The following is an 18,709-nucleotide window of genomic DNA, read 5'->3' on the forward strand; positions in this document are numbered from 1 at the left end:
GATCCGACGTGTACAGCGCCATCGCGCGGAACAAGCGCAACACCGTGGTCATCGTCCTGGTGTTCCTGCTGATCATCGGCGCGCTCGGGTTCCTCGGCGGGTACCTCGCCGGCAACGTCTCGATCGGCTTCATCGTCCTCGCGGTCGCCCTCGGGTACGCGGTGCTGCAGTACTTCCTGGCTGCACGGCAGGCCACCGCGATCGCCGGCGGGGTCGAGATCGACCGTGTCTCCGAACCACGGCTGTGGCGCACCGTCGAGAACCTCGCCATCGCGACCGGCATGCCGATGCCGCGGGTGTTCGTCATCCCCGACCCCTCGCCGAACGCCTTCGCCACCGGGCGTGACCCGGAGCACGCGGTGGTGGCGGCGACGACGGGGCTGCTCGAGCTCATGGACGACCAGGAGCTGCAGGGCGTGATGGCGCACGAGCTCGGACACGTCCGGAACTACGACATCCGGATGTCCACGATGGTCTTCGGACTCGTCGTGGCCGTCGGGCTCATCGCCGACGTCCTGCTCCGCATCTCGATCTTCAGCGGTCTGTCCGGCGGGCGGAACCGCAACTCGGACAACGGGGGCAGCGCCAACCCGGTGCTGCTCATCGCCGGGATCGTCGCCGTCATCGTGGCCCCGATCGCGGCGGCCGGCGTCCAGGCGGCGGTGTCCCGGCAGCGCGAGTACCTGGCCGACGCGACGGGGGCGATGACGACCCGGCACCCGGAGGGCCTGGCCCGGGCCCTCGAGAAGCTCGGCGCGTACGGCCGACCGATGCAGACGCAGAACTCCTCGATGGCGCACCTGTGGATCGCCGACCCGATGCGCCCCGGTGTGATGGACCGGCTGTTCTCGACGCACCCGCCGCTGCCCGACCGCATCGCGCGGCTGCGGGCGAACGCCGACCGGTTCTGACGGGTCAGCCGGTGCCGTCGGCGGCGGTGTCGTCGGCCGTCTCGACCGGTTCGGGGGTGTCCGCGTCGTCAGCGGACTCGTGCGGCACCAGGGGCACTCCGAGCGCCCCGGCGACGGCCGCAGCAGCGGTTCCTCGGTCGGTCACCTCGATCGCGCCGAGGCCCTGCCAGCTCGCGGTCCGTCGCAGTGTGTCGGCGAGCCGCTCGGGGTCCAGGTGCTCGCCCGGCTCCTGCCACGCGGTCCGGACGCGCAGCACACCGCGCTGCCGGTCGCTCTTCAGGTCGATCCGGCCGACGAGCCGGTCGTCCTGCAGCACCGGCAGCACGTAGTAGCCGAAGACCCGCTTCGGGGCCGGTGTGTAGATCTCGATCCGGTAGTGGAAGCCGTACATCCGCTCGGCCCGCCGCCGGAACCAGACGACCGGGTCGAAGGGGCTCAGCACCGCGTCCGCCGTCAGCTGCCGGGGGACCCGAGCCCCCGCGTGGAGCCAGGCCCGCTCGCCCCAGCCCTCGACCCGCACCGGCAGGAGCTCGCCGGCGTCGGTGAGCTCGGCGATCGCGGTGGCCGTGTCGTCGGAGCGCAGCCGGTAGTAGTCCGCGATGTCCGCCCGGGTGCCGATGCCGAGCGCCCGTGTGGCCTGGCGGACGAGTTCGAGCACGGCGTCGGCACGCGGCGGGGCGGTCTCGAGGAAGCCTGCGGGCAGCACCTGCTCCGGCAGGGCGTACACCCGCTCGAACCCGGCTCGTCCGGCGCTCACCGCCTCGCCCCAGCGGAACATCTGCTCGAGCCCGAGCTTCACGTCGCTCCATCCCCACCAGGGGCCGCGTCGAACGTTCGACTCGTGCTCCACCGCGCTCGCCCGCATCGGCCCCTCGGCTCGGAGCAGCGCGTGCAGTTCGCGCCGGACGGCAGCGGTCCGGGTGACGCCGTCGACCCTGGTCGGGCCGGCGTCACGTTCCCGCAGGGCGTCCATCCGCCACCGGAACAGTCGCAGGTCGTCGCGGGGGATGAACGCCGCCTCGTGCGCCCAGTACTCGGTGTACGGACCCGAGCGTCCGAGCGTCAGCCGGTCGAGTGTCGACCGGTCGTACGCCCCGAGCCGGGCGAAGAGCGGCAGGTAGTGGCTGCGTTCGAACACGTTGACGGAGTCGATCTGCAGCAGGCCGAGCCGACCGAACGCCGCGTTCAGCGCACGGGTCGAAACGGGCTCGGCGGGTGGTCGCCCGAACCCCTGCGCGGCGAGTGCGACCCGGCGGGCCTCGGCGGCGGAGAGCGTCGACCTGGGCATGCCGCGACGCTACCGAACTCCGCCGACATGAGGGTCCACGAACGTATGCCGTATCTGGCACCTGACGGGAGGCACATCGCTACACTCGGGCCCATGGCATGGGGAAGCAAGCAGACACACCCCGACCCCGTGGTCGAGGAATCCGTCCCGGTCGGCGTGCGCATCGCCGGTGCGTGGTCGTGGCGGGCGCTCGTCGTCGTGGGCGTGATCGCCGTCTTCATCTGGCTCGTCACGGTCTTCAGCGAGATCCTCATCCCGTTCCTGGTCGGCATCGTGGTCTCGGCGCTCCTCGTGCCGATCTCCAACTGGCTGCAGCGGCACCACGTGCCCAAGTGGCTCGCCGTCGTGATGAGCCTGCTCGGCGGCATCGCGGCGCTCGGTGGCCTGATCTGGCTCGTCGTCGACCAGATCATCGCGTCCTACCCATCCCTGCGTGACCGGACGGTCGACCAGTACGCGAACATCAAGGACTTCGTCCTGAGCTCCGGGTTCGGCATCAGTCAATCGGACGTGAACGGCTGGCTCGACGACGGCACGAAGTGGCTGCAGGACAACTCCGCGTCGATCCTGTCCGGGGTCGCCAGCGCGGGTTCGGGTGCCACGCACGCCTTCGAGGCGCTCTTCATCATCCTGTTCACCACGATCTTCCTGCTGATCGACGGCAAGAACGTCTGGCGGTGGTCCGTCCGGCTGTTCCCGAAGAAGGCCCGCGCAGCGGTGGACGGCGCCGGTGTCGCCGGCTGGATCACCCTGACGAGCTTCATCCGCGTGCAGATCTTCGTCGCTTTCGTCGACGCGGTCGGCATCGGCCTGGGGTCCTTCATCGTCGGGCTCTTCTTCGGCGGCATGCCGCTGGTGATCCCGATCGCTGCGTTCGTGTTCCTCGGCGCCTTCATCCCGGTCGTCGGCGCCATCGTCACGGGCTTCCTGGCGGTGTTCGTCGCGCTGATCTTCAACGGTCCCCTCGCCGCGGTCCTGGTACTCGGCGTCGTCCTGCTGGTGCAGCAGATCGAGGGCCACATCCTCCAGCCGCTCGTGATGGGCAACGCGGTCAAGGTCCACCCGCTGGCGGTCGTCCTCGGCGTCACCGCGGCCTCCGGGCTCGCCGGCATCGCCGGAGCCTTCTTCGCCGTGCCGCTGATCGCGACGCTGAACGCCATGGTCACCACCATCGCGAGCGGTCGCTGGCGACGGCTCGACTCGGACCACGTCCTCGAAGCGACGCCGAAGCGCGGGCAGCACGGGCAGATCCAGTTGCTCCGACGCCGTCGGCACAAGGTCGGCGACGACGTCCCGGCCCCGGGTGTCGACGCCGGTCCCTCGGCCGAAGAAGGCACCGCCAGCACCAACTGAGCGTCACACGAGTTCGCCGCGGGGGCCCGGAGCGACGATGATGGGGGAGTGACCGACACCAGCGCCTCCCCGCACACGCTCGCCGCGATCCCGACCCTCGCGGACATCGAGGCGGCGCGCGAGACCATCAAGGGCGTCGCACGCGTCACCCCGATGGAGACGTCGCAGTTCCTCGCCGAGCTGCTCGGGTCGCCGGTGCACCTGAAGTGCGAGAACCTGCAGCGCACGGGTGCGTACAAGGTGCGCGGTGCCTACAACCGGCTCTCGACCCTGTCCGCCGAGCAGCGCGCCAAGGGCGTCGTCGCCGCGAGCGCAGGCAACCACGCGCAGGGCGTCGCACTCGCCGCCCGCGAACTCGGCATCCCCGCGACGATCTTCACGCCGGTCGGGGTCGCCCTGCCCAAGCTGCAGGCCACCCGCCACTACGGCGCCGACGTCGTGCTGCGGGGGCACTCCGTGGAAGAGGCGCTGAGCGCCGCGAAGGACTTCGCCGCCCACACCGGCGCCGTGTTCATCCCGCCGTTCGACCACCCGGCCGTGATCGCCGGGCAGGGCACGCTCGGCCTCGAGATCATCGACCAGGTGCCGGACGTCGACACCGTCGTCGTGCCGATCGGTGGCGGCGGTGTCATCTCCGGCATCGCGCTCGCCGTGAAGGGCATGGCCGAGCGGCTCGGACGGCCGATCCGGGTCATCGGCGTGCAGGCGGAGAACGCCGCTGCCTACCCGTCGTCGATCACCGCCGGCGAGCCCGTCACCATCACCACGAAGCCGACCATCTCCGACGGCATCGCGGTGGCGCGCCCCGGCGACCTGAACTTCCCGATCATCCGCGACCTGGTCGACGACATCGTCACCGTCTCGGACGACGACACCGCCCGCGCCCTGCTCGTCCTGCTCGAACGCGCCAAGCTCGTGGTCGAGGCAGCGGGGGCCGTCGGCGTCGCCGCGATCATGTCCGGTGCCGTCCGCGACACCGGCCGCACCGTGGTGCTGCTGAGCGGCGGCAACATCGATCCGCTCATGATGGAGCGCGTGATCACCCGTGGGCTCGTCGCGGCCTCGCGCTACATCGGCATCCGCATCATGCTGCCGGACCGCCCGGGTCAGCTCGCCCGCGTCGCCCAGGTCATCTCGGACGCCGGGGCGAACGTGGTCGAGGTGCTGCACACCCGCCACGGCCAGGGCCTGGTCATCAACGAGGTCGCACTGGACCTGTCGATCGAGGCGCGTGGCCCCGAGCACGCGCAGGAGGTCATCCAGCGCCTGCACGAGGTCGGCTTCCGCCCGGAACTCCTCGAGCACTAGTCCACGAGTCGTTCGACGCGTGGACTGTCGGAAGTACGGTGCGCGCCCTGGGCGCGACCGGCGGACAGACGGGAGGCCCGTGGCGGTGTCGCCACGGGCCTCCCGTCTGTCAGTGGGCCGGGTCTACGGCTCGTAGCGCTCGATCTTGACGACCTCGACGGCGATCTCCTTGCCGTTCGGCGCCGTGTAGGTGGCCTTGTCGCCGGCCTTGAGGCCGACGATGGCTGCGCCGACGGGGCTGACGGGGCTGTAGACCGTCAGGTCGGAGCCCTCGGCGACGATCTCGCGGCTGCCGACCAGGAAGGTGGACTCGTCGCCGGCGATGACCGCCGTGACGACGGTGCCCGGCTCGACGGTGCCGTCGAACTCCGCTTCGCTGACGGTGGCGTGCTTCAGGAGCTCGGTGAGGACGCGGATGCGGGCCTCGATCTTGCCCTGCTCGTCCTTCGCGGCGTGGTAGCCGCCGTTTTCCTTGAGGTCGCCCTCTTCGCGAGCGGCCTCGATGCGGCGCGCGATCTCGGCACGGCCCTCGCCGCTCAGCTCGTCGAGCTCCGCCTTGAGACGGTCGTGCGCCTCCTGGGTCAGCCAGGTGACCTGCGTGTCGTTGCTCATGTTCTGTCCCTTCGACCATGAAAAAACGAGACCGGCCGAGTGGTCGGTCTCGAGAGGCGAATCAGGACAGTCTAGGGAATCCAGCAGTCGTGGATCAAGCCGGTCACGCCCCGCGTCGTCGTGGTGACCTGCGTGGAGATGCTCCGGCTGCGCTGTTCGGACGCCGGGACGGTGATCTCCTTCCAGCCCACGATCGAGTAGCTCTTGTCGAGGACCTGCACGGCGCACTTCGCCTCGACACCCGGGTCGACGGACACCTGCGAGTGGACGACGGTGCTGTGCTCGGACAGGACCTCGTACCCGATGACGTCCTGGTCGAGGCCGCGGTCGGACTGGTCGAGCCCGGCCCAGATCACCCACGCACCGAAGACCACGACGACCGCGATGGCCGCGACGATCGCGAAGAGGCGGCTGCGGCGCTTGCGGGCCGGGGTGCGGCCGTAGCGCTCGTCGAGGGTGGCGGTCTGGTGCTGTTCGGACAGTTCGGGGCTCCCGGGGTGGATATCCTGATCCCAGGGTAGTTCACGCGATGCTGTGCGCTGCCCGCGTCCGACGCCGCTCACCCGCAGTGAGGAACCCCACGTGCCCTACCGTCTGCTGGCCGTCCACGCCCACCCCGACGACGAGTCGAGCAAGGGTGCCGCGACCGCCGCGAAGTACGTGGCCGACGGGCACCAGGTGCTCGTCGTGTCCTGCACCGGTGGCGAGGCCGGCGACATCCTGAACGACCAGCTCGGCGAGCCGGCCACGAGCCGTGCGCACCGTGACATGGCCGGGTACCGCCGCACCGAGATGGCCGCGGCGCAGCAGGCGCTCGGCATCGACCACGTGTGGCTCGGCTACCACGACTCGGGGCTGCCCGACGCCGAGAAGGGCGAGACGGTCCGGCCGGGCACGTTCTCCACGGTGCCGCTCGAGTACAGCACCGAGGCCCTCGTCCGCGTGATCCGCCGGTTCCGCCCGCACGTGCTCGTCACCTACGACGAGAACGGCGGCTACCCGCACCCCGACCACATCCGCACGCACGAGGTGTCGATGGCCGCGTGGTCCGCCGCCGCCGACCCGTCGGCGTACCCGTCCGCCGGTGCCCCGTGGTCGATCGCGAAGCTCTACTACGAGCGCACGATGAACCCGCGCCGCTTCAGCACGATCTTCGAAGCCCTGCAGGAGCGCGACCCGGACAGCCCCGCGATCGAGCAACTGCGCGAGTGGGTCGAGCGGTTCGCCGACCGGCCCGACCTCGCCACCACCCACGTCGACGTGCACGAGTACTTCGACCAGCGTGACGCCGCACTCCGCGCCCACGCCAGCCAGGTCGCTCCGGACAGCGCCTTCTTCTACTGGCCGAACGACCTCCTCGCGACGGTGTGGCCGACCGAGGACTACCAGCTCGTGGAGGCACGCGTGCCGACCGAGCTCCCGGAGACCGACCTGTTCGCCGGGATCCCAGCCGACAAGGAACCGACCTCGTGAGCACCATCGCGGCGGCACTCGCCGCCACCCCCAGTCCCAGCCCCTCGGTCGTCCCCGACGTCGACGTCACCCCGGGTGTCGTCGGGTTCATCGCGATCGCACTCGTCGCGATCGTGACGATCCTGCTCGTGGTCGACATGACCCGACGCATCCGTCGGACCCGCTACCGCGCCGAGGTGCGTGAGCGGCTCGAGGCCGAGGCGAACGGCACCGCGACGGACGGCACCGCGACGGACGAGCCGGAGCGGCGGGCGGCCGAGGACGGCCGGGCCGACGTCGGCGACGACACCGAGCGCGGCTGACGCGACCGCAAGTCCGACTGGAGGCCCGTGGCGGCATCGCCACGGGCCTCCAGTCCGCCTTGTGGGCGCGCCTACCGGAACCGGGCGCGCCTACCGGAACCGGGCGTACCTGGTCGAACCGGGCGTACCTCGTCAGAACTTCCGGGTGAGTACGCCCGGAACCACCAGGCATCGCACCCGTTCTGGGAAGGAACCTGCGACGGTCAGCGCACCGGGTCCAGCGCGACGATGAGCACGCCGACCCACTGGGCACCGAAGGCCACCACGGTCAGGGCGTGGAACACCTCGTGGAACCCGAACTGCGTCGGCACCGGGTTCGGCCGCTTGAAGCCGTAGACCAGTGCGCCGATGATGTAGGCGACGCCGCCGGACAGGATGAGCACGGTCATCGGGACGCTCGCCGCGAAGAACTGCGGCAGCAGCCCGAGGGCAGCACACCCGAGCACCAGGTAGATCGGGACGTACAGCCAGCGGGGGGCGTTGATCCAGAGCACGCGGAACGCGATCCCGAGCGCGGCGCCCGACCACATCACCCAGAGCACGACGACCATGAGCGTGTGCGGCAGGGCGCAGATCGCGACGGGCGTGTAGGTGCCGGCGATGAGCAGCAGGATGTTGGTGTGGTCGATGCGCTTCAGCACGGCCTTCACCTTCGGCCCCCACGGGAACCGGTGGTAGGTCGCGGAGACACCGAACATCGCCAACGACGTCGCCATGAACACCGCGCTGCCGACCTTCGCTGCCGTGCTGTCGGCGAGGGTGATCAGGACGATCCCCATCGCGATCGCGAACGGGAACGCACCGAGGTGGATCCAGCCACGCCAGGCCGGACGGGGTTCGGCGGTCGTGGTCGTGGTCGCGGTCGCCGACGCCTCTTCCGTGAACGGGACGTGGGGGAGTGTTCCGGTCTCGTGCTCGTCCTGCATGTTCCCGACCATAGGGCCTGACCCCGAACGACAGCCACGTGTCCGCAGAGCGGGAGCCTCAGGGATCGTGTGTCGGTGGTGCACTACGCTCGGTGCGTGACCGGGACGGCGGGATGGACAGGGCGAGGGATCCTCTACCGCGCCTACCAGCGCCGGATCCGCCGCCAGCTCGAGGGTGCAGCGAAGCCCAAGCACGTCGCCATGATCGTCGACGGCAACCGCCGCTGGGCGAAGCAGCTCGGGCTCGAGTCCGCCGCGCACGGCCACCGTGCCGGCGCCGCGAAGATCCCGGAGTTCCTGACGTGGTGCGACGACCTCGGCATCGAGGTCGTGACGCTCTACCTGCTGTCCGCCGACAACCTGACGGGTCGTGGCGGCGAAGAGCTCGAGGAACTCGTCGGGATCATCGCCGACCTCGCCGGGGTCCTGGCCGACAACCGTGACTGGCGCGTGCAGCACGTCGGCTCGAACGAGGGGCTGCCGGACAACCTGGTGACCGCGCTCGAACGGGCCGAGCAGCGCACCGCCGGACGCACGGGGCTGCACGTCAACCTGGCCGTCGGGTACGGCGGCCGTCGTGAGATCGCGGACGCCATGCGCAGCATCGTGCAGGCGCACGGCGCGGGTGGCGGCACGATCGACACCCTGGCCGAGGTCCTGACGCCGGAGCTCATCGGCGACCACCTGTACACGCAGGGCCAGCCCGACCCCGACCTGGTGATCCGGACCTCGGGCGAGCAGCGGCTCTCCGACTTCATGCTGTGGCAGAGCGCGCACAGCGAGTTCTACTTCGTCGAGGCGTTCTACCCGGACCTGCGCGAGGTCGACTTCCTCCGGGCGGTCCGCGACTTCGGACTCCGGTCGCGTCGGTTCGGCGGCTGAGCAGCCACCTCCCGCACCGGGTTCGTCGGCGGAGCCGCGTCCCAGTAGGCTCTCAGGGTTCAACCCTGTGAAAGGTGCACCACCTGTGAACATCGACGAGTACGCCGCCGGCTTCTCCGAAGACCCCGGTTACCTCGACCACGCTGCGTTCGGCCCCGTGCAGACCGCCGTGCTCGAGGAGCAGCGTGTGCTCGGCACGATCCAGGCACACATGCGCTTCGGCGCGATGGAGACCCTCGACGAGCAGGACGCCCGCGTCCGCACCGTCGCCGCCCGCCTGGTCGGCCGCCGCGAGGACCAGGTCGTCTCGCAGGCCGCGACGACCCCGGGCCTGCTGCACACCGCCTTCGGTCTGACCGGCGGTGTGCTCGTGTCCGCCGACGAGTACCCGTCGCTGCCGCTCGCACTGGCCAGCGCCGCCTCGGCCACCGGCGGACGGGTGCAGCCCGTCGTCATCGAGTCGGGTGCCGGCTGGGTGACCCCCGAGCTGATCCGTGAGCGCCTGACCGACGAGGTGACCGCCGTCGCGGTGTCCCTGGTCGACTGGCGCACCGGCTACCTGACCGACCTCGCCGCCATCCGGGAGGTCATCGGCGACCGCCTGCTCATCGTCGATGCGATCCAGGGCTTCGGAGTCGTCGACGCCCCGTACGAGGTCGCCGACGTCGTCGCCACCGGCGGGCAGAAGTGGTTGCACGCCGGGTGGGGCACCGGGTTCGTGGCGTTCAGCGACCGCGCCCTGAACCGGATCCGTCCGGCACTGTCCGGCCCGCACGGCACCTCCGGCTGGCCCACCGAGGTCCCGGCGGTGCGTCCGGGGGCCGCCGGCTTCCAGATGTCCCGCATCGATCCGGTCGCGCAGGCCCGGCTCGCGGTGTCGCTCGAGCGCCTCACCGCGGTCGGCGTCGCCGCCGTGCAGGAGCGGGTCACCGACCGCGTCGAGCGCGTGTTCGCCATCGCCGACGAGTTCGGGCTCGAGGTCGAGTCCAGCCGCGACCCGGCCGAGCGCGCCGGCATCGTGGTGCTCCGGCCGACGCAGGGTCGCGTGACGGCCCTGTCCGCCGCGATGCACAACCACGGCGTCACCGCGACCACGCGGCTCGGCGTCGCGCGGGTGTCCGTGTTCCCGTCGACCACCGACGAGACCCTGGACATGTTCCGCGACGCCTGCGTCTCGTACGCCACGATGCAGTAGCAGCGGCGCGGCTGCTGTCCGCTGTCCGCTGTTCGCTGTCCGCCGCCCGCGAGCGGTCACGGCACCCCGCTCACGTCCGCCGGGTGGTCACCATCTGTCGGCTGGCGCCGTCGCACCCGACGGTTCGTGACCAGCCGGAGCCACGCGCGCGACGAGTCGCGACCACCGGACGGCCTGGAGGCGCGGTGCCAGGCCGCCACGGGCCTCCCGTCCGCAGCCCGCGAGCGGTCACGGCACCCCCTGACGTCCGCCGGGTGGTCACCATCTGTCGGCTGGCGCCGTCGCACCCGACAGTTCGTGACCACTCGGCGCCACCGCCGCACGCGGCGTCGCGAGCCACGCTCGCGTTGTTCACGCGACCGTAACTCCGGAAACCGCGTGTCGCTGTCGGGGTGTCGGGGGCCGGACGTACGTTGTCCCCATCGGGCACCGCGCCCGATCGAAGCGGCCACAGTCGGTGCTTCGGGACCCGCTCCGTGGCCGCGTTCGAGGACAGGACCGGGCCCGTCGCGGCCCGGGGATGGAGTGGTCGTGACCTCTCAGAACGTCTCGCGCGGAGCACAGCAGCAGCACACCGCGGACTCGTCCACATCGGTCGCCCAGCGCACGTACGTGCTCGACACATCGGTGCTCCTCAGCGATCCGCGGGCCTTGTTCCGCTTCGCCGAGCACGCCGTGGTCCTGCCCGTGGTGGTCGTCAGCGAACTCGAGTCGAAGCGCAACGACCCGGAGATCGGGTACTTCGCCCGGCAGGCCCTCCGGCTGCTCGACGAACTGCGCATCGAGCACGAGCGGCTCGACTTCCCGATCGCGATCGGCGACGGCGGCTCGTTCCGCGTCGAACTGAACCACTCCAACCAGTCCGTCCTGCCGTCAGGCCTGCAGCTCGGCGACAACGACTCCCGCATCCTGGCCGTCGCGTCGAACCTCAAGAACGACGGGCTCGACGTCGTCGTCGTGTCGAAGGACCTGCCGCTCCGGGTCAAGGCGTCGTCGATCGGCATGGCGGCGGAGGAGTACCGCGCCGAACTCGCGGTCGACTCGGGCTACACCGGGATCGCCGACCTGCAGGTCTCCGGCGAGCAGATGTCCGACCTGTACGAGAAGGAGGAGATCCGGTCCGCAAAGCTCGACGGCGTCCCGGTGAACACCGGCGTCGTCATCCACTCCGAGCGCGGATCGGCCCTCGGCCGCGTGCACGTCGCCGGCGCCGTCGCACTGGTGCGCGGCGACCGCGAGGTCTTCGGACTCCGCGGACGCTCGGCCGAGCAGCGGCTCGCCATCGACGCCCTGCTCGACTCGGAGATCGGCATCGTCTCGCTCGGCGGCAGCGCCGGTACCGGCAAGTCGGCGCTCGCCCTGTGTGCCGGACTCGAAGCCGTGCTCGAACGGCAGCAGCACAAGAAGATCATGGTGTTCCGGCCGCTGTACGCCGTGGGCGGGCAGGACCTGGGCTTCCTGCCCGGTGACGCCGGCGAGAAGATGAACCCGTGGGCGCAGGCCGTCTACGACACCCTCGGCTCGGTGGTGTCGGACAACGTCCTCGACGAGGTGATCGAGCGCGGCCTGATCGAGGTGCTACCCCTGACCCACATCCGCGGCCGCTCCCTGCACGACGCCTTCGTGATCGTCGACGAGGCGCAGTCGCTCGAACGGAACGTACTGCTCACGATGCTCTCGCGCATCGGCCAGAACTCACGGGTCGTGCTCACCCACGACGTCGCGCAGCGCGACAACCTGCGGGTCGGACGGCACGACGGGATCGCGTCGGTCATCGAGCGGCTCAAGGGGCACCCGCTGTTCGCACACGTCACGCTGACGCGGTCCGAACGCTCCGCGATCGCCGCCCTGGTCACGGACCTGCTGGACTCGCCCGACCTGGTGTAGCGGCAGGCGCTGTCGGGTTTTCGCGCTCACCGACAGGTCACGCGCTTCCGGGCGCGTGACCTGTCGCTCAGCGCGTGAGGCGGGCCGAGCCGCCACCTGACGGACGGGAGGCCCGGTGCCAGCTGGCACCGGGCCTCCCGTCCGTCCTGGGGGCGCGTCAGGAGCGTCGCGTCAGTTCGGGTGGGTCATGCTCAGGACGTCGAGCGCCTCGTCGAGCTGCGCCTCGGTGACCTCGCCGCGCTCGACGTGGCCGAGGGCCACGACGGCTTCGCGCACGGTCATGCCCTCGGCGACGGCGTACTTCGCGACCTTGGCGGCAGCCTCGTAGCCGATGACCCGGTTGAGCGGGGTGACGATCGAGGGTGAGGACTCCGCGAAGGCGCGGGCACGCTCGAGGTTCGCCTGCAGGCCGTCGATGGTCTTGTCCGCGAGCACGCGCGAGCTGTTCGCCAGCAGGCGGATCGACTCGAGCAGCGCCGTGCCCATCACCGGGATGGCGACGTTGAGCTCGAACGCACCCGAGGCACCGGCCCAGGCGATGGTGGCGTCGTTGCCGATGACCCGGGCGCCGACCATCAGGGTGGCCTCGGGGATCACCGGGTTCACCTTGCCGGGCATGATCGAGGAGCCGGGCTGCAGGTCGGGGATGTGCAGCTCGCCCAGGCCGGTGTTCGGACCCGAGCCCATCCAGCGCAGGTCGTTGTTGATCTTCGTCAGGCTGACGGCGAGCACCTTGAGCGCACCGGAGGCCTCGACCAGGGCGTCACGCGCACCCTGCGCCTCGAAGTGGTCGACGGCCTCGGTGATCGGCAGGTCGGTGTCGCTCGCGAGCTGGGCGATGACCCGCTGCGGGAAGCCCTTGGGGGTGTTGATGCCGGTGCCGACCGCGGTGCCGCCGAGCGGGACCTCGGCGACGCGGGGGAGCGTCGCCTGCACCCGCTCGATGCCCAGGCGGATCTGGCGGGCGTAGCCGCCGAACTCCTGCCCGAGGGTGACGGGCGTGGCGTCCATCAGGTGCGTCCGGCCGGACTTCACGGCGTCGGCCCAGAGCGTGGCCTTCGCCTCGAGGGACTCGGCGAGGTGCTCGAGGGCGGGCACGAGCGTGCGGAGGAGCGCCTCGGTCACGGCGACGTGCACGGAGGTGGGGAAGACGTCGTTCGACGACTGCGAGGCGTTGACGTGGTCGTTCGGGTGCACCGCCGAGCCCGCGATGTCGGACGCCAGTGTCGCGAGCACCTCGTTCATGTTCATGTTCGACGACGTGCCGCTGCCGGTCTGGTAGACGTCGACCGGGAACTGGTCGTGGTGCTGCCCGCCGATGATCAGGTCGGCGGCGCCGGCGATGGCGTCGGCGACGGCGGGCTCGACGATGCCGAGTTCACCGTTGACGATGGCCGCCGCACGCTTGATCCGTGCGAGCGCCACGATCTGCGCCGACTCGAGCCCGGTGCCCGAGATGGGGAAGTTCTCGACGGCGCGCTGGGTCTGGGCACGGTAGAGCGCCGACTTCGGCACCCGTACCTCGCCCATGGTGTCGTGCTCGATGCGGAACTCGGTCGGGGTGGTGTCGGTCACGTCGTCGTGGTCCTTCCTGGGGTGCTCGCCGGTCGCGGTCGCGCCGGCCCGTGCCTGCGCCCCGGGGTCGCCGGGGCGGTCGTCGTCGGGGTCGGTCAGACCTGGCCGACGACGGTGTCGATGGTGACTTCTCCGGTGGCGAGGTCGTACGTCGCCCCGACGACGGCCAATCTACCCTCGGCCACGGCGTCGGAGACCGCGCCGGAGCGCTCGATCACCTGGCGGAGGGTGGCTTCGAGGTGTGCGGCGCCGACGGCTTCCTGCGGGAGCTCGGCGTCGGTGAGTCGGACCTTCTCGACGCTCGGGGCGATCGCGTCGACGAGGGCCTGCAGGTGCGGAGCGGGGACGGGCTCACCGGAGCGCGCTGCCGCGACCGCACCGCACCGGGTGTGCCGGAGCACGACGACCAGGGGCGTGCCCAGGGCGACGACCGCGAACTCGATCGAGCCGAGCACGACGTCGTCGACGATCTGGCCGGCGTTGCGGATGGCGAACAGGTCACCGATGCCGGCGTCGAAGACGTGCTCGAACGGCACCCGCGAGTCCGAGCAGCCGAGGACGGTCGCGAACGGCGACTGCGATCCTTCGAGCTCGGTGCGGCGGTCCGGGTCCACGCGGCCCATCCGGCGCTTGTCGGCGGCGAAGCGGGCGTTGCCGTCGACCAGCAGGCGCAGGGCGTCGGACGGGGTGGAGGCGGCGCGGTCGGGCATGGGGCTCCTCGGTTCGGGTGGGACGGGGTGGTGACTGGCGGGGCGGTGCCCGTCGTCTACTCGGTCAGTTCTCGGGAGACGGCGGTCGCGACGGTCCGGAACGCCTTGTCGTCGGCGGTGCCGGAGAGCACGATCGTGTTCTTGCCGAACGTCGAGACGAGCGAGTACGCGTGGTTGCCGGCATCGGTGCCCTCGGCGCGGCGGTCGTAGACGGTCCACTCCGTGTCGCCGATGGTGCGGTCACCGGTGGACGGGCGCTGGTCGAGCTGGTTCGACACCCACGAGGCGTTGGCGTCGATGCCCTGCTGCAGACCGAGGTACTGCTTGTCCGGCGTCACGAAGCCGACGGTCCAGACGTCCACGCCGTCGGTGGTCTTGCTGGCGAAGTCCGCGCGGTTGGCGCTGTAGCCGTCGGGCAGCGGCGGCGCCACCAGGGTGACGTCGTCGACGTTCGCCTTCGCCGCGATCTGCTGGTAGTCGACGGTGCGGTCCACCGTGGTGTCGGGCCGGACGACGACCGCCACCAGGAACAGCACGATGCCGAGCGAGGCGATGAGCGCGATGACCAGGTTGAACGCGGTCTGGTGCTGCCGGCGGGCGGTCCGGGCGGCGTCCTTGCGGGCCCACGTCTCCTCTGCCGTCTCGGGGCGACCGAGCTCGGCGACGATCGGGCGGCCGTTCGCGTCGGTCATCGGCCGGAGCCGTCCTGGGCGTCGCTGGCGGCACGGGCCGCGTCGAGCCGGGCGCGGGCGCCGACGAGCCACTCTTCGCACCGGGCGGCGAGGGCTTCGCCCCGCTCCCAGAGCGCCAGCGAACGCTCGAGGGTCGCGGAGCCCTGTTCGAGCTCGCTCACGACGCGCACGAGTTCGTCGCGGGCCGCTTCGTAGCTCAGCGACTGGACGTCGGTCTGCTCGGGTTCCTGCTGGGATGGCACGGGTCGATCCTACCGAGCGTCCACCGACGATCCGTCGCTCGGACCCAGGCTGTGGAGAACACCCGCGGTGGTCAGGAGCCGTCCGGGCCGGGGCCGTCCGGTTCGAGCGTGCCCGTGGCCGTGCCGGCACCGAGCGTGACGTGCACCGGCGTCGCTCCGGACAGGTCGTCGGTGCCGCGGACGACACCGCCGTCGGCCCGCTGCACGATGGCGTACCCGCGGCGCAGGGTGTCGCGCGGTGAGAGTGCCCGGAGCCGGGCGGTCAGGTGCCCGACCTCGGAGTGCCCGCGCTCGAGTCGGCGGTCGAGCAGTTCGCGGGCACGGGACAGGTCGCGCGCGACCTCTTCCGCACGGGTGTCGACGAGCCACGCGGTCGACGCCAGGGCCGGGCGCGACCGCAGCGCGGCGAGCCGGTCGGCCTCGACCGACAGCGTGTGCGAGAGCCGGAGCCCGAGCCGGGCGCGGGCCGCCCGCACGTTGGCGAGCTCCTCGGCGACGTCGGGCACGACCCGCTTGGCGGCGTCCGTCGGGGTCGAGGCGCGCAGGTCGGCGACCTCGTCGAGGATGGGGCGGTCGGCCTCGTGCCCGATCGCCGAGACGATCGGGGTCGACGCCGCGGCCGCCGCACGGACGAGTCCTTCGTCGCTGAAGCCGAGCAGGTTCTGGAAGTCGCCGCCGCCGCGGGCGATGATGATGACGTCGACCTCGGGGTCGGCGTCGAGCTCGAGGATCGCCGCAGTGACCTCGCCGACGGTCCGTTCGCCCTGCACGGCGGTGTGCACGGTGCGGAACTCCACCTGGGGCCACCGCAGCTGCGCGTTCCGCTTGACGTCCTTCTCGGCGTCGGAGTCCTTGCCGGTGATCAGGCCGATGCGGTGCGGCAGGAACGGCAGACGCTGCTTCCGGGACGGGTCGAACAGCCCTTCCTCGGCGAGGGTCCGGCGGAGGCGCTCGAGGCGTTCGAGCAGGTCACCGAGCCCGACGTGCTTCATCTCGACGACCTGCATGGTCAGCGAGCCGCCCTTGACCCAGTAGTTCGGCTTGAGTGCCGCGACGACCCGGTCGCCCTGCTTGATGTCCGCCGGCACCCGGGAGCGCACGCTCGACCAGATGGAGAACGACACGGTGGCGTCGACCTCGACGTCCTTGAGCTTGCCGTACACGTTGCCGCCGGCGACGTTCCACTGCGTGATCTCGCCCTCGACCCACGCGGTGCCGAGCCGGTCGATCCAGTCGCGGAGCTTCGCGCCGAGGAGCGCCACCGGCCACGGGTTGTCGGCCGTCGGCGGGCCCTGTTCGATCGCCATGTCGCTCCTCGTCCTGCTGGGACGTCCATCGTGCCCGAGACCGGTGACAGGGGACGGACGTCGTGTTCTCCACAGGCACCCCGCGCGCCCAGGTCGCGTGCGTGCCGCTCACCTATCATCGGGGACGTGACGATCACCAACGGCCACACGGTCCCGCTTGCCCCGCCGCGTGTGCACGCGGCACGGGGCCGACTGCGTGACGAACCGGTCGCCGGCCCCAAGAAGGTGCTGCTCGCGGCCCCCCGTGGGTACTGCGCCGGGGTGGACCGTGCGGTCGTCGCGGTCGAGAAGGCGTTGGAGCAGTACGGCGAGCCCGTCTACGTCCGCAAGCAGATCGTCCACAACGTGCACGTGGTGTCGACGCTCGAGCAGCGCGGAGCCGTCTTCGTCGACGACGTGGCCGAGGTCCCCCGGGGTTCGCACGTGGTCTTCAGCGCGCACGGTGTGTCGCCGGCCGTCGTCGCGGGTGCCGCCGAGCGCGACCTGCACGCCATCGATGCCACCTGCCCCCTCGTCACCAAGGTCCACCGCGAAGCCACCCGGTTCGCCAAGGCCGAGCGCACCATCATCCTGATCGGGCACGCCGGCCATGAAGAGGTCGAGGGCACGATGGGGCACGCCCCGGACCGCACGATCCTGGTGAACGGCCCCGACGACGTGGCCGCGCTGTCGGTGCCGGACCCGAACAACCTCGTCTGGCTGTCGCAGACCACGCTCAGCGTCGACGAGACGATGGAGACCGTGCGGCTGCTGCGCGAGAAGTTCCCGGCCATCCAGGACCCACCGTCGGACGACATCTGCTACGCCACCCAGAACCGCCAGGTCGCGATCAAGAAGGTCGCGCCTGGTGCCGACCTGGTGATCGTGGTCGGCTCGGCGAACTCGTCGAACAGCGTCCGCCTGGTCGAGGTGGCGCTCGAGCACGGTGCCCGCGCCGCCCACCGCGTCGACTACGCGGAGGAGATCCAGCAGGAGTGGCTCGACGGTGTCGAGACGGTCGGCGTGACGAGCGGTGCGTCCGTGCCGGAAGAACTCGTGGCCGAGGTGCTCGAACAGCTCGCCGACGCCGGCTACGCCGCCGTCGAAGAGGTCGTCACCGCACACGAGGACCTGATGTTCTCGCTCCCCAAGGAGCTCCGCACCGACGCCTCGGGCAACCCGACGCGCGCGCTCGGCGGGCGTCGGTCATGAGCGGCTCGGACGGCTGGTCCTCGGTCCCGCGTCGCGACCCGGCGAACCACGGCGACGCCGGCGCTGGTAGCGGCCAGGAGGCCCGGGGTGCGTCCGCGACGTCGGCCGCCGGTCCCGCGAACGGTCGGCCCCAGGGCCGTCCCGCCCCCGGGTACGGCGAGTACGCGCCAGAGGGCTGGGTGAACCCGGTCCTCGTCGAGCAGGAGCGCCAGGAGCGGGAGCGTCAGGCACGGGAGCGGCAGGATCAGGCCCCCGCCACCGGCGTGCGCGACGCTGCTCCGAGCGACGGCATCCGCGGCGAACGCGCCGGTACGGACGCTCGCTCCGGTGCAGTCCCTGCTGGGGCGCAGCGGTCGATGGTCCGCAGCCGGTTCGGTCGCACGCCGGCCGACTTCGTGCTCACCGTCGGGCTGCTCGCCTTCGGACTGGTCTCCGTGGTGCAGTCCCTTTCCGTGGGCGAGGTCGCCTCCACCGTGCGGCGCACCCTCGAGACCCAGTACACGGCGTTGAACGACCCGAGCGCCCTGAGCACGGCCGCCGCCATCGCCGCGATCACCAACGTGGTCGTCTTCGCCCTGGTCGCCTGGTGGTCCATCCGTCGGCTCCGAGCACGGAAGCGGACGTTCTGGGTGCCGCTGGTCGGCGCGGTCGTCGCCACGGCGATCAGCACGATCGCGTTCGTCGTCGTGGTCATGCAGGACCAAGCCTTCGTCGACTTCATGCTGCGACAGTCCGGCGCCTGACCGCCTGACCGCCTGGCTGCTCGCGCCGCCGGCCTCCGCGCGCCGAGTGGTCGCAACACGCCGCGGGCCCGCCGTCGAGTGGTCAGAAACTGTCGTCCGGCACCGGCGTAAC

Annotated in this window: 19 protein-coding genes; 10 read left to right on the top strand and 9 right to left on the bottom strand. The window is 71.2% G+C overall.

Going from position 1 to position 18,709, the window contains the following annotated elements:
- Positions 1–8: 8 nt before the first annotated feature.
- Positions 9–911, top strand: coding sequence for a M48 family metalloprotease (locus DEJ20_RS04280; RefSeq protein WP_111235403.1), 903 nt, complete (start codon positions 9–11; stop codon positions 909–911).
- Positions 912–915: 4 nt separating this feature from the next.
- Here DEJ20_RS04280 and DEJ20_RS04285 read toward each other — a convergent pair whose 3' ends face one another.
- Positions 916–2,199 (bottom strand): winged helix-turn-helix domain-containing protein, encoded by a 1,284-nt coding sequence (locus DEJ20_RS04285; protein WP_111235404.1) that lies wholly within the window; start codon positions 2,197–2,199, stop codon positions 916–918.
- A gap of 93 nt (positions 2,200–2,292) precedes the next feature.
- On the opposite strand from DEJ20_RS04285, the gene DEJ20_RS04290 reads away from it, so the two are divergent.
- Together DEJ20_RS04290 and ilvA are read left to right on the top strand one after the other, a co-directional pair.
- On the top strand, positions 2,293–3,552 hold the full coding sequence (locus tag DEJ20_RS04290) for an AI-2E family transporter (protein ID WP_246521478.1): 1,260 nt from the start codon (positions 2,293–2,295) through the stop codon (positions 3,550–3,552).
- 48 nt (positions 3,553–3,600) lie between these two features.
- Entirely contained in the window at positions 3,601–4,860 is a 1,260-nt protein-coding gene (ilvA, locus tag DEJ20_RS04295) for a threonine ammonia-lyase (RefSeq protein ID WP_071406124.1), read from the top strand.
- Between the two features lie 123 nt (positions 4,861–4,983).
- Here ilvA and greA read toward each other — a convergent pair whose 3' ends face one another.
- Positions 4,984–5,472, bottom strand: a complete 489-nt coding sequence (gene greA / locus DEJ20_RS04300) for a transcription elongation factor GreA (protein WP_017886739.1) — start codon at positions 5,470–5,472, stop codon at positions 4,984–4,986.
- Positions 5,473–5,543: 71 nt separating this feature from the next.
- Positions 5,544–6,035, bottom strand: a complete 492-nt coding sequence (locus DEJ20_RS04305) for a DUF4307 domain-containing protein (protein WP_017886738.1) — start codon at positions 6,033–6,035, stop codon at positions 5,544–5,546.
- 19 nt (positions 6,036–6,054) lie between these two features.
- Between DEJ20_RS04305 and mca the strand changes: the two genes are divergently transcribed.
- Together mca and DEJ20_RS04315 are read left to right on the top strand one after the other, a co-directional pair.
- Complete coding sequence (gene mca / locus DEJ20_RS04310; protein WP_027464504.1) at positions 6,055–6,945, top strand: mycothiol conjugate amidase Mca; 891 nt, start codon at positions 6,055–6,057, stop codon at positions 6,943–6,945.
- Positions 6,942–7,247: a hypothetical protein gene (locus DEJ20_RS04315; RefSeq protein WP_111235406.1), complete on the top strand. Its 306-nt coding sequence runs from the start codon at positions 6,942–6,944 to the stop codon at positions 7,245–7,247. The genes mca and DEJ20_RS04315 overlap by 4 nt, the downstream gene beginning before the upstream one ends.
- 203 nt (positions 7,248–7,450) lie before the next feature.
- Here the strand turns inward: DEJ20_RS04315 and trhA are convergent, their stop codons facing one another.
- Positions 7,451–8,173 (bottom strand): PAQR family membrane homeostasis protein TrhA, encoded by a 723-nt coding sequence (gene trhA, locus DEJ20_RS04320; RefSeq protein ID WP_258377169.1) that lies wholly within the window; start codon positions 8,171–8,173, stop codon positions 7,451–7,453.
- A 96-nt stretch (positions 8,174–8,269) separates the two neighbouring features.
- Here trhA and DEJ20_RS04325 point away from each other — a divergent pair, with 96 nt between their 5' ends.
- The 3 genes from DEJ20_RS04325 to phoH2 all read left to right on the top strand — a co-directional run bounded on the left by DEJ20_RS04325 (position 8,270) and on the right by phoH2 (position 12,137).
- Positions 8,270–9,055, top strand: coding sequence for an isoprenyl transferase (locus tag DEJ20_RS04325; protein WP_111235499.1), 786 nt, complete (start codon positions 8,270–8,272; stop codon positions 9,053–9,055).
- An 85-nt stretch (positions 9,056–9,140) separates the two neighbouring features.
- Positions 9,141–10,250, top strand: coding sequence for an aminotransferase class V-fold PLP-dependent enzyme (locus DEJ20_RS04330; protein WP_110860697.1), 1,110 nt, complete (start codon positions 9,141–9,143; stop codon positions 10,248–10,250).
- A gap of 525 nt (positions 10,251–10,775) precedes the next feature.
- On the top strand, positions 10,776–12,137 hold the full coding sequence (gene phoH2 / locus DEJ20_RS04335; protein ID WP_173035851.1) for an RNA 5'-3' helicase PhoH2: 1,362 nt from the start codon (positions 10,776–10,778) through the stop codon (positions 12,135–12,137).
- Between the two features lie 171 nt (positions 12,138–12,308).
- Here the strand turns inward: phoH2 and DEJ20_RS04340 are convergent, their stop codons facing one another.
- From DEJ20_RS04340 to xseA, 5 genes are all read right to left on the bottom strand, one after another.
- The gene (locus tag DEJ20_RS04340) at positions 12,309–13,712 is read right to left on the bottom strand and encodes a class II fumarate hydratase (protein WP_111111195.1); all 1,404 of its coding nucleotides are present in this window, start codon (positions 13,710–13,712) and stop codon (positions 12,309–12,311) included.
- Positions 13,713–13,807: 95 nt separating this feature from the next.
- Complete coding sequence (locus DEJ20_RS04345; RefSeq protein ID WP_027464510.1) at positions 13,808–14,422, bottom strand: carbonic anhydrase; 615 nt, start codon at positions 14,420–14,422, stop codon at positions 13,808–13,810.
- Positions 14,423–14,478: 56 nt separating this feature from the next.
- On the bottom strand, positions 14,479–15,114 hold the full coding sequence (locus DEJ20_RS04350; RefSeq protein WP_071405755.1) for a DUF4245 domain-containing protein: 636 nt from the start codon (positions 15,112–15,114) through the stop codon (positions 14,479–14,481).
- The gene (locus tag DEJ20_RS04355) at positions 15,111–15,356 is read right to left on the bottom strand and encodes an exodeoxyribonuclease VII small subunit (protein ID WP_017886728.1); all 246 of its coding nucleotides are present in this window, start codon (positions 15,354–15,356) and stop codon (positions 15,111–15,113) included. Before DEJ20_RS04355 ends, DEJ20_RS04350 begins: the two co-directional genes overlap by 4 nt.
- A 71-nt stretch (positions 15,357–15,427) precedes the next feature.
- Positions 15,428–16,663: an exodeoxyribonuclease VII large subunit gene (gene xseA / locus DEJ20_RS04360; protein ID WP_111055645.1), complete on the bottom strand. Its 1,236-nt coding sequence runs from the start codon at positions 16,661–16,663 to the stop codon at positions 15,428–15,430.
- 126 nt (positions 16,664–16,789) lie between these two features.
- On the opposite strand from xseA, the gene DEJ20_RS04365 reads away from it, so the two are divergent.
- Entirely contained in the window at positions 16,790–17,854 is a 1,065-nt protein-coding gene (locus DEJ20_RS04365; RefSeq protein WP_502866592.1) for a 4-hydroxy-3-methylbut-2-enyl diphosphate reductase, read from the top strand.
- On the top strand, positions 17,851–18,597 hold the full coding sequence (locus tag DEJ20_RS04370) for a DUF6264 family protein (RefSeq protein WP_146245436.1): 747 nt from the start codon (positions 17,851–17,853) through the stop codon (positions 18,595–18,597). Before DEJ20_RS04365 ends, DEJ20_RS04370 begins: the two co-directional genes overlap by 4 nt.
- The last annotated feature ends 112 nt before the right edge of the window (positions 18,598–18,709 follow it).

It is taken from the genome of Curtobacterium sp. MCSS17_005 (genome assembly GCF_003234225.2).
GTDB lineage: Bacteria > Actinomycetota > Actinomycetes > Actinomycetales > Microbacteriaceae > Curtobacterium > Curtobacterium flaccumfaciens.

Excerpts from the sequence above, each read along its gene's own strand:
- DEJ20_RS04345 (WP_027464510.1), bottom strand. The coding sequence starts at position 14,422 with ATGCCCGACCGCGCCGCCTCCACCCCGTCCGACGCCCTGCGCCTGCTG.
- DEJ20_RS04370 (WP_146245436.1), top strand. The coding sequence starts at position 17,851 with ATGAGCGGCTCGGACGGCTGGTCCTCGGTCCCGCGTCGCGACCCGGCG.
- trhA (WP_258377169.1), bottom strand. The coding sequence starts at position 8,173 with ATGCAGGACGAGCACGAGACCGGAACACTCCCCCACGTCCCGTTCACG.
- DEJ20_RS04350 (WP_071405755.1), bottom strand. The coding sequence starts at position 15,114 with ATGACCGACGCGAACGGCCGCCCGATCGTCGCCGAGCTCGGTCGCCCC.
- xseA (WP_111055645.1), bottom strand. The coding sequence starts at position 16,663 with ATGGCGATCGAACAGGGCCCGCCGACGGCCGACAACCCGTGGCCGGTG.
- DEJ20_RS04285 (WP_111235404.1), bottom strand. The coding sequence starts at position 2,199 with ATGCCCAGGTCGACGCTCTCCGCCGCCGAGGCCCGCCGGGTCGCACTC.
- DEJ20_RS04290 (WP_246521478.1), top strand. The coding sequence starts at position 2,293 with ATGGCATGGGGAAGCAAGCAGACACACCCCGACCCCGTGGTCGAGGAA.
- greA (WP_017886739.1), bottom strand. The coding sequence starts at position 5,472 with ATGAGCAACGACACGCAGGTCACCTGGCTGACCCAGGAGGCGCACGAC.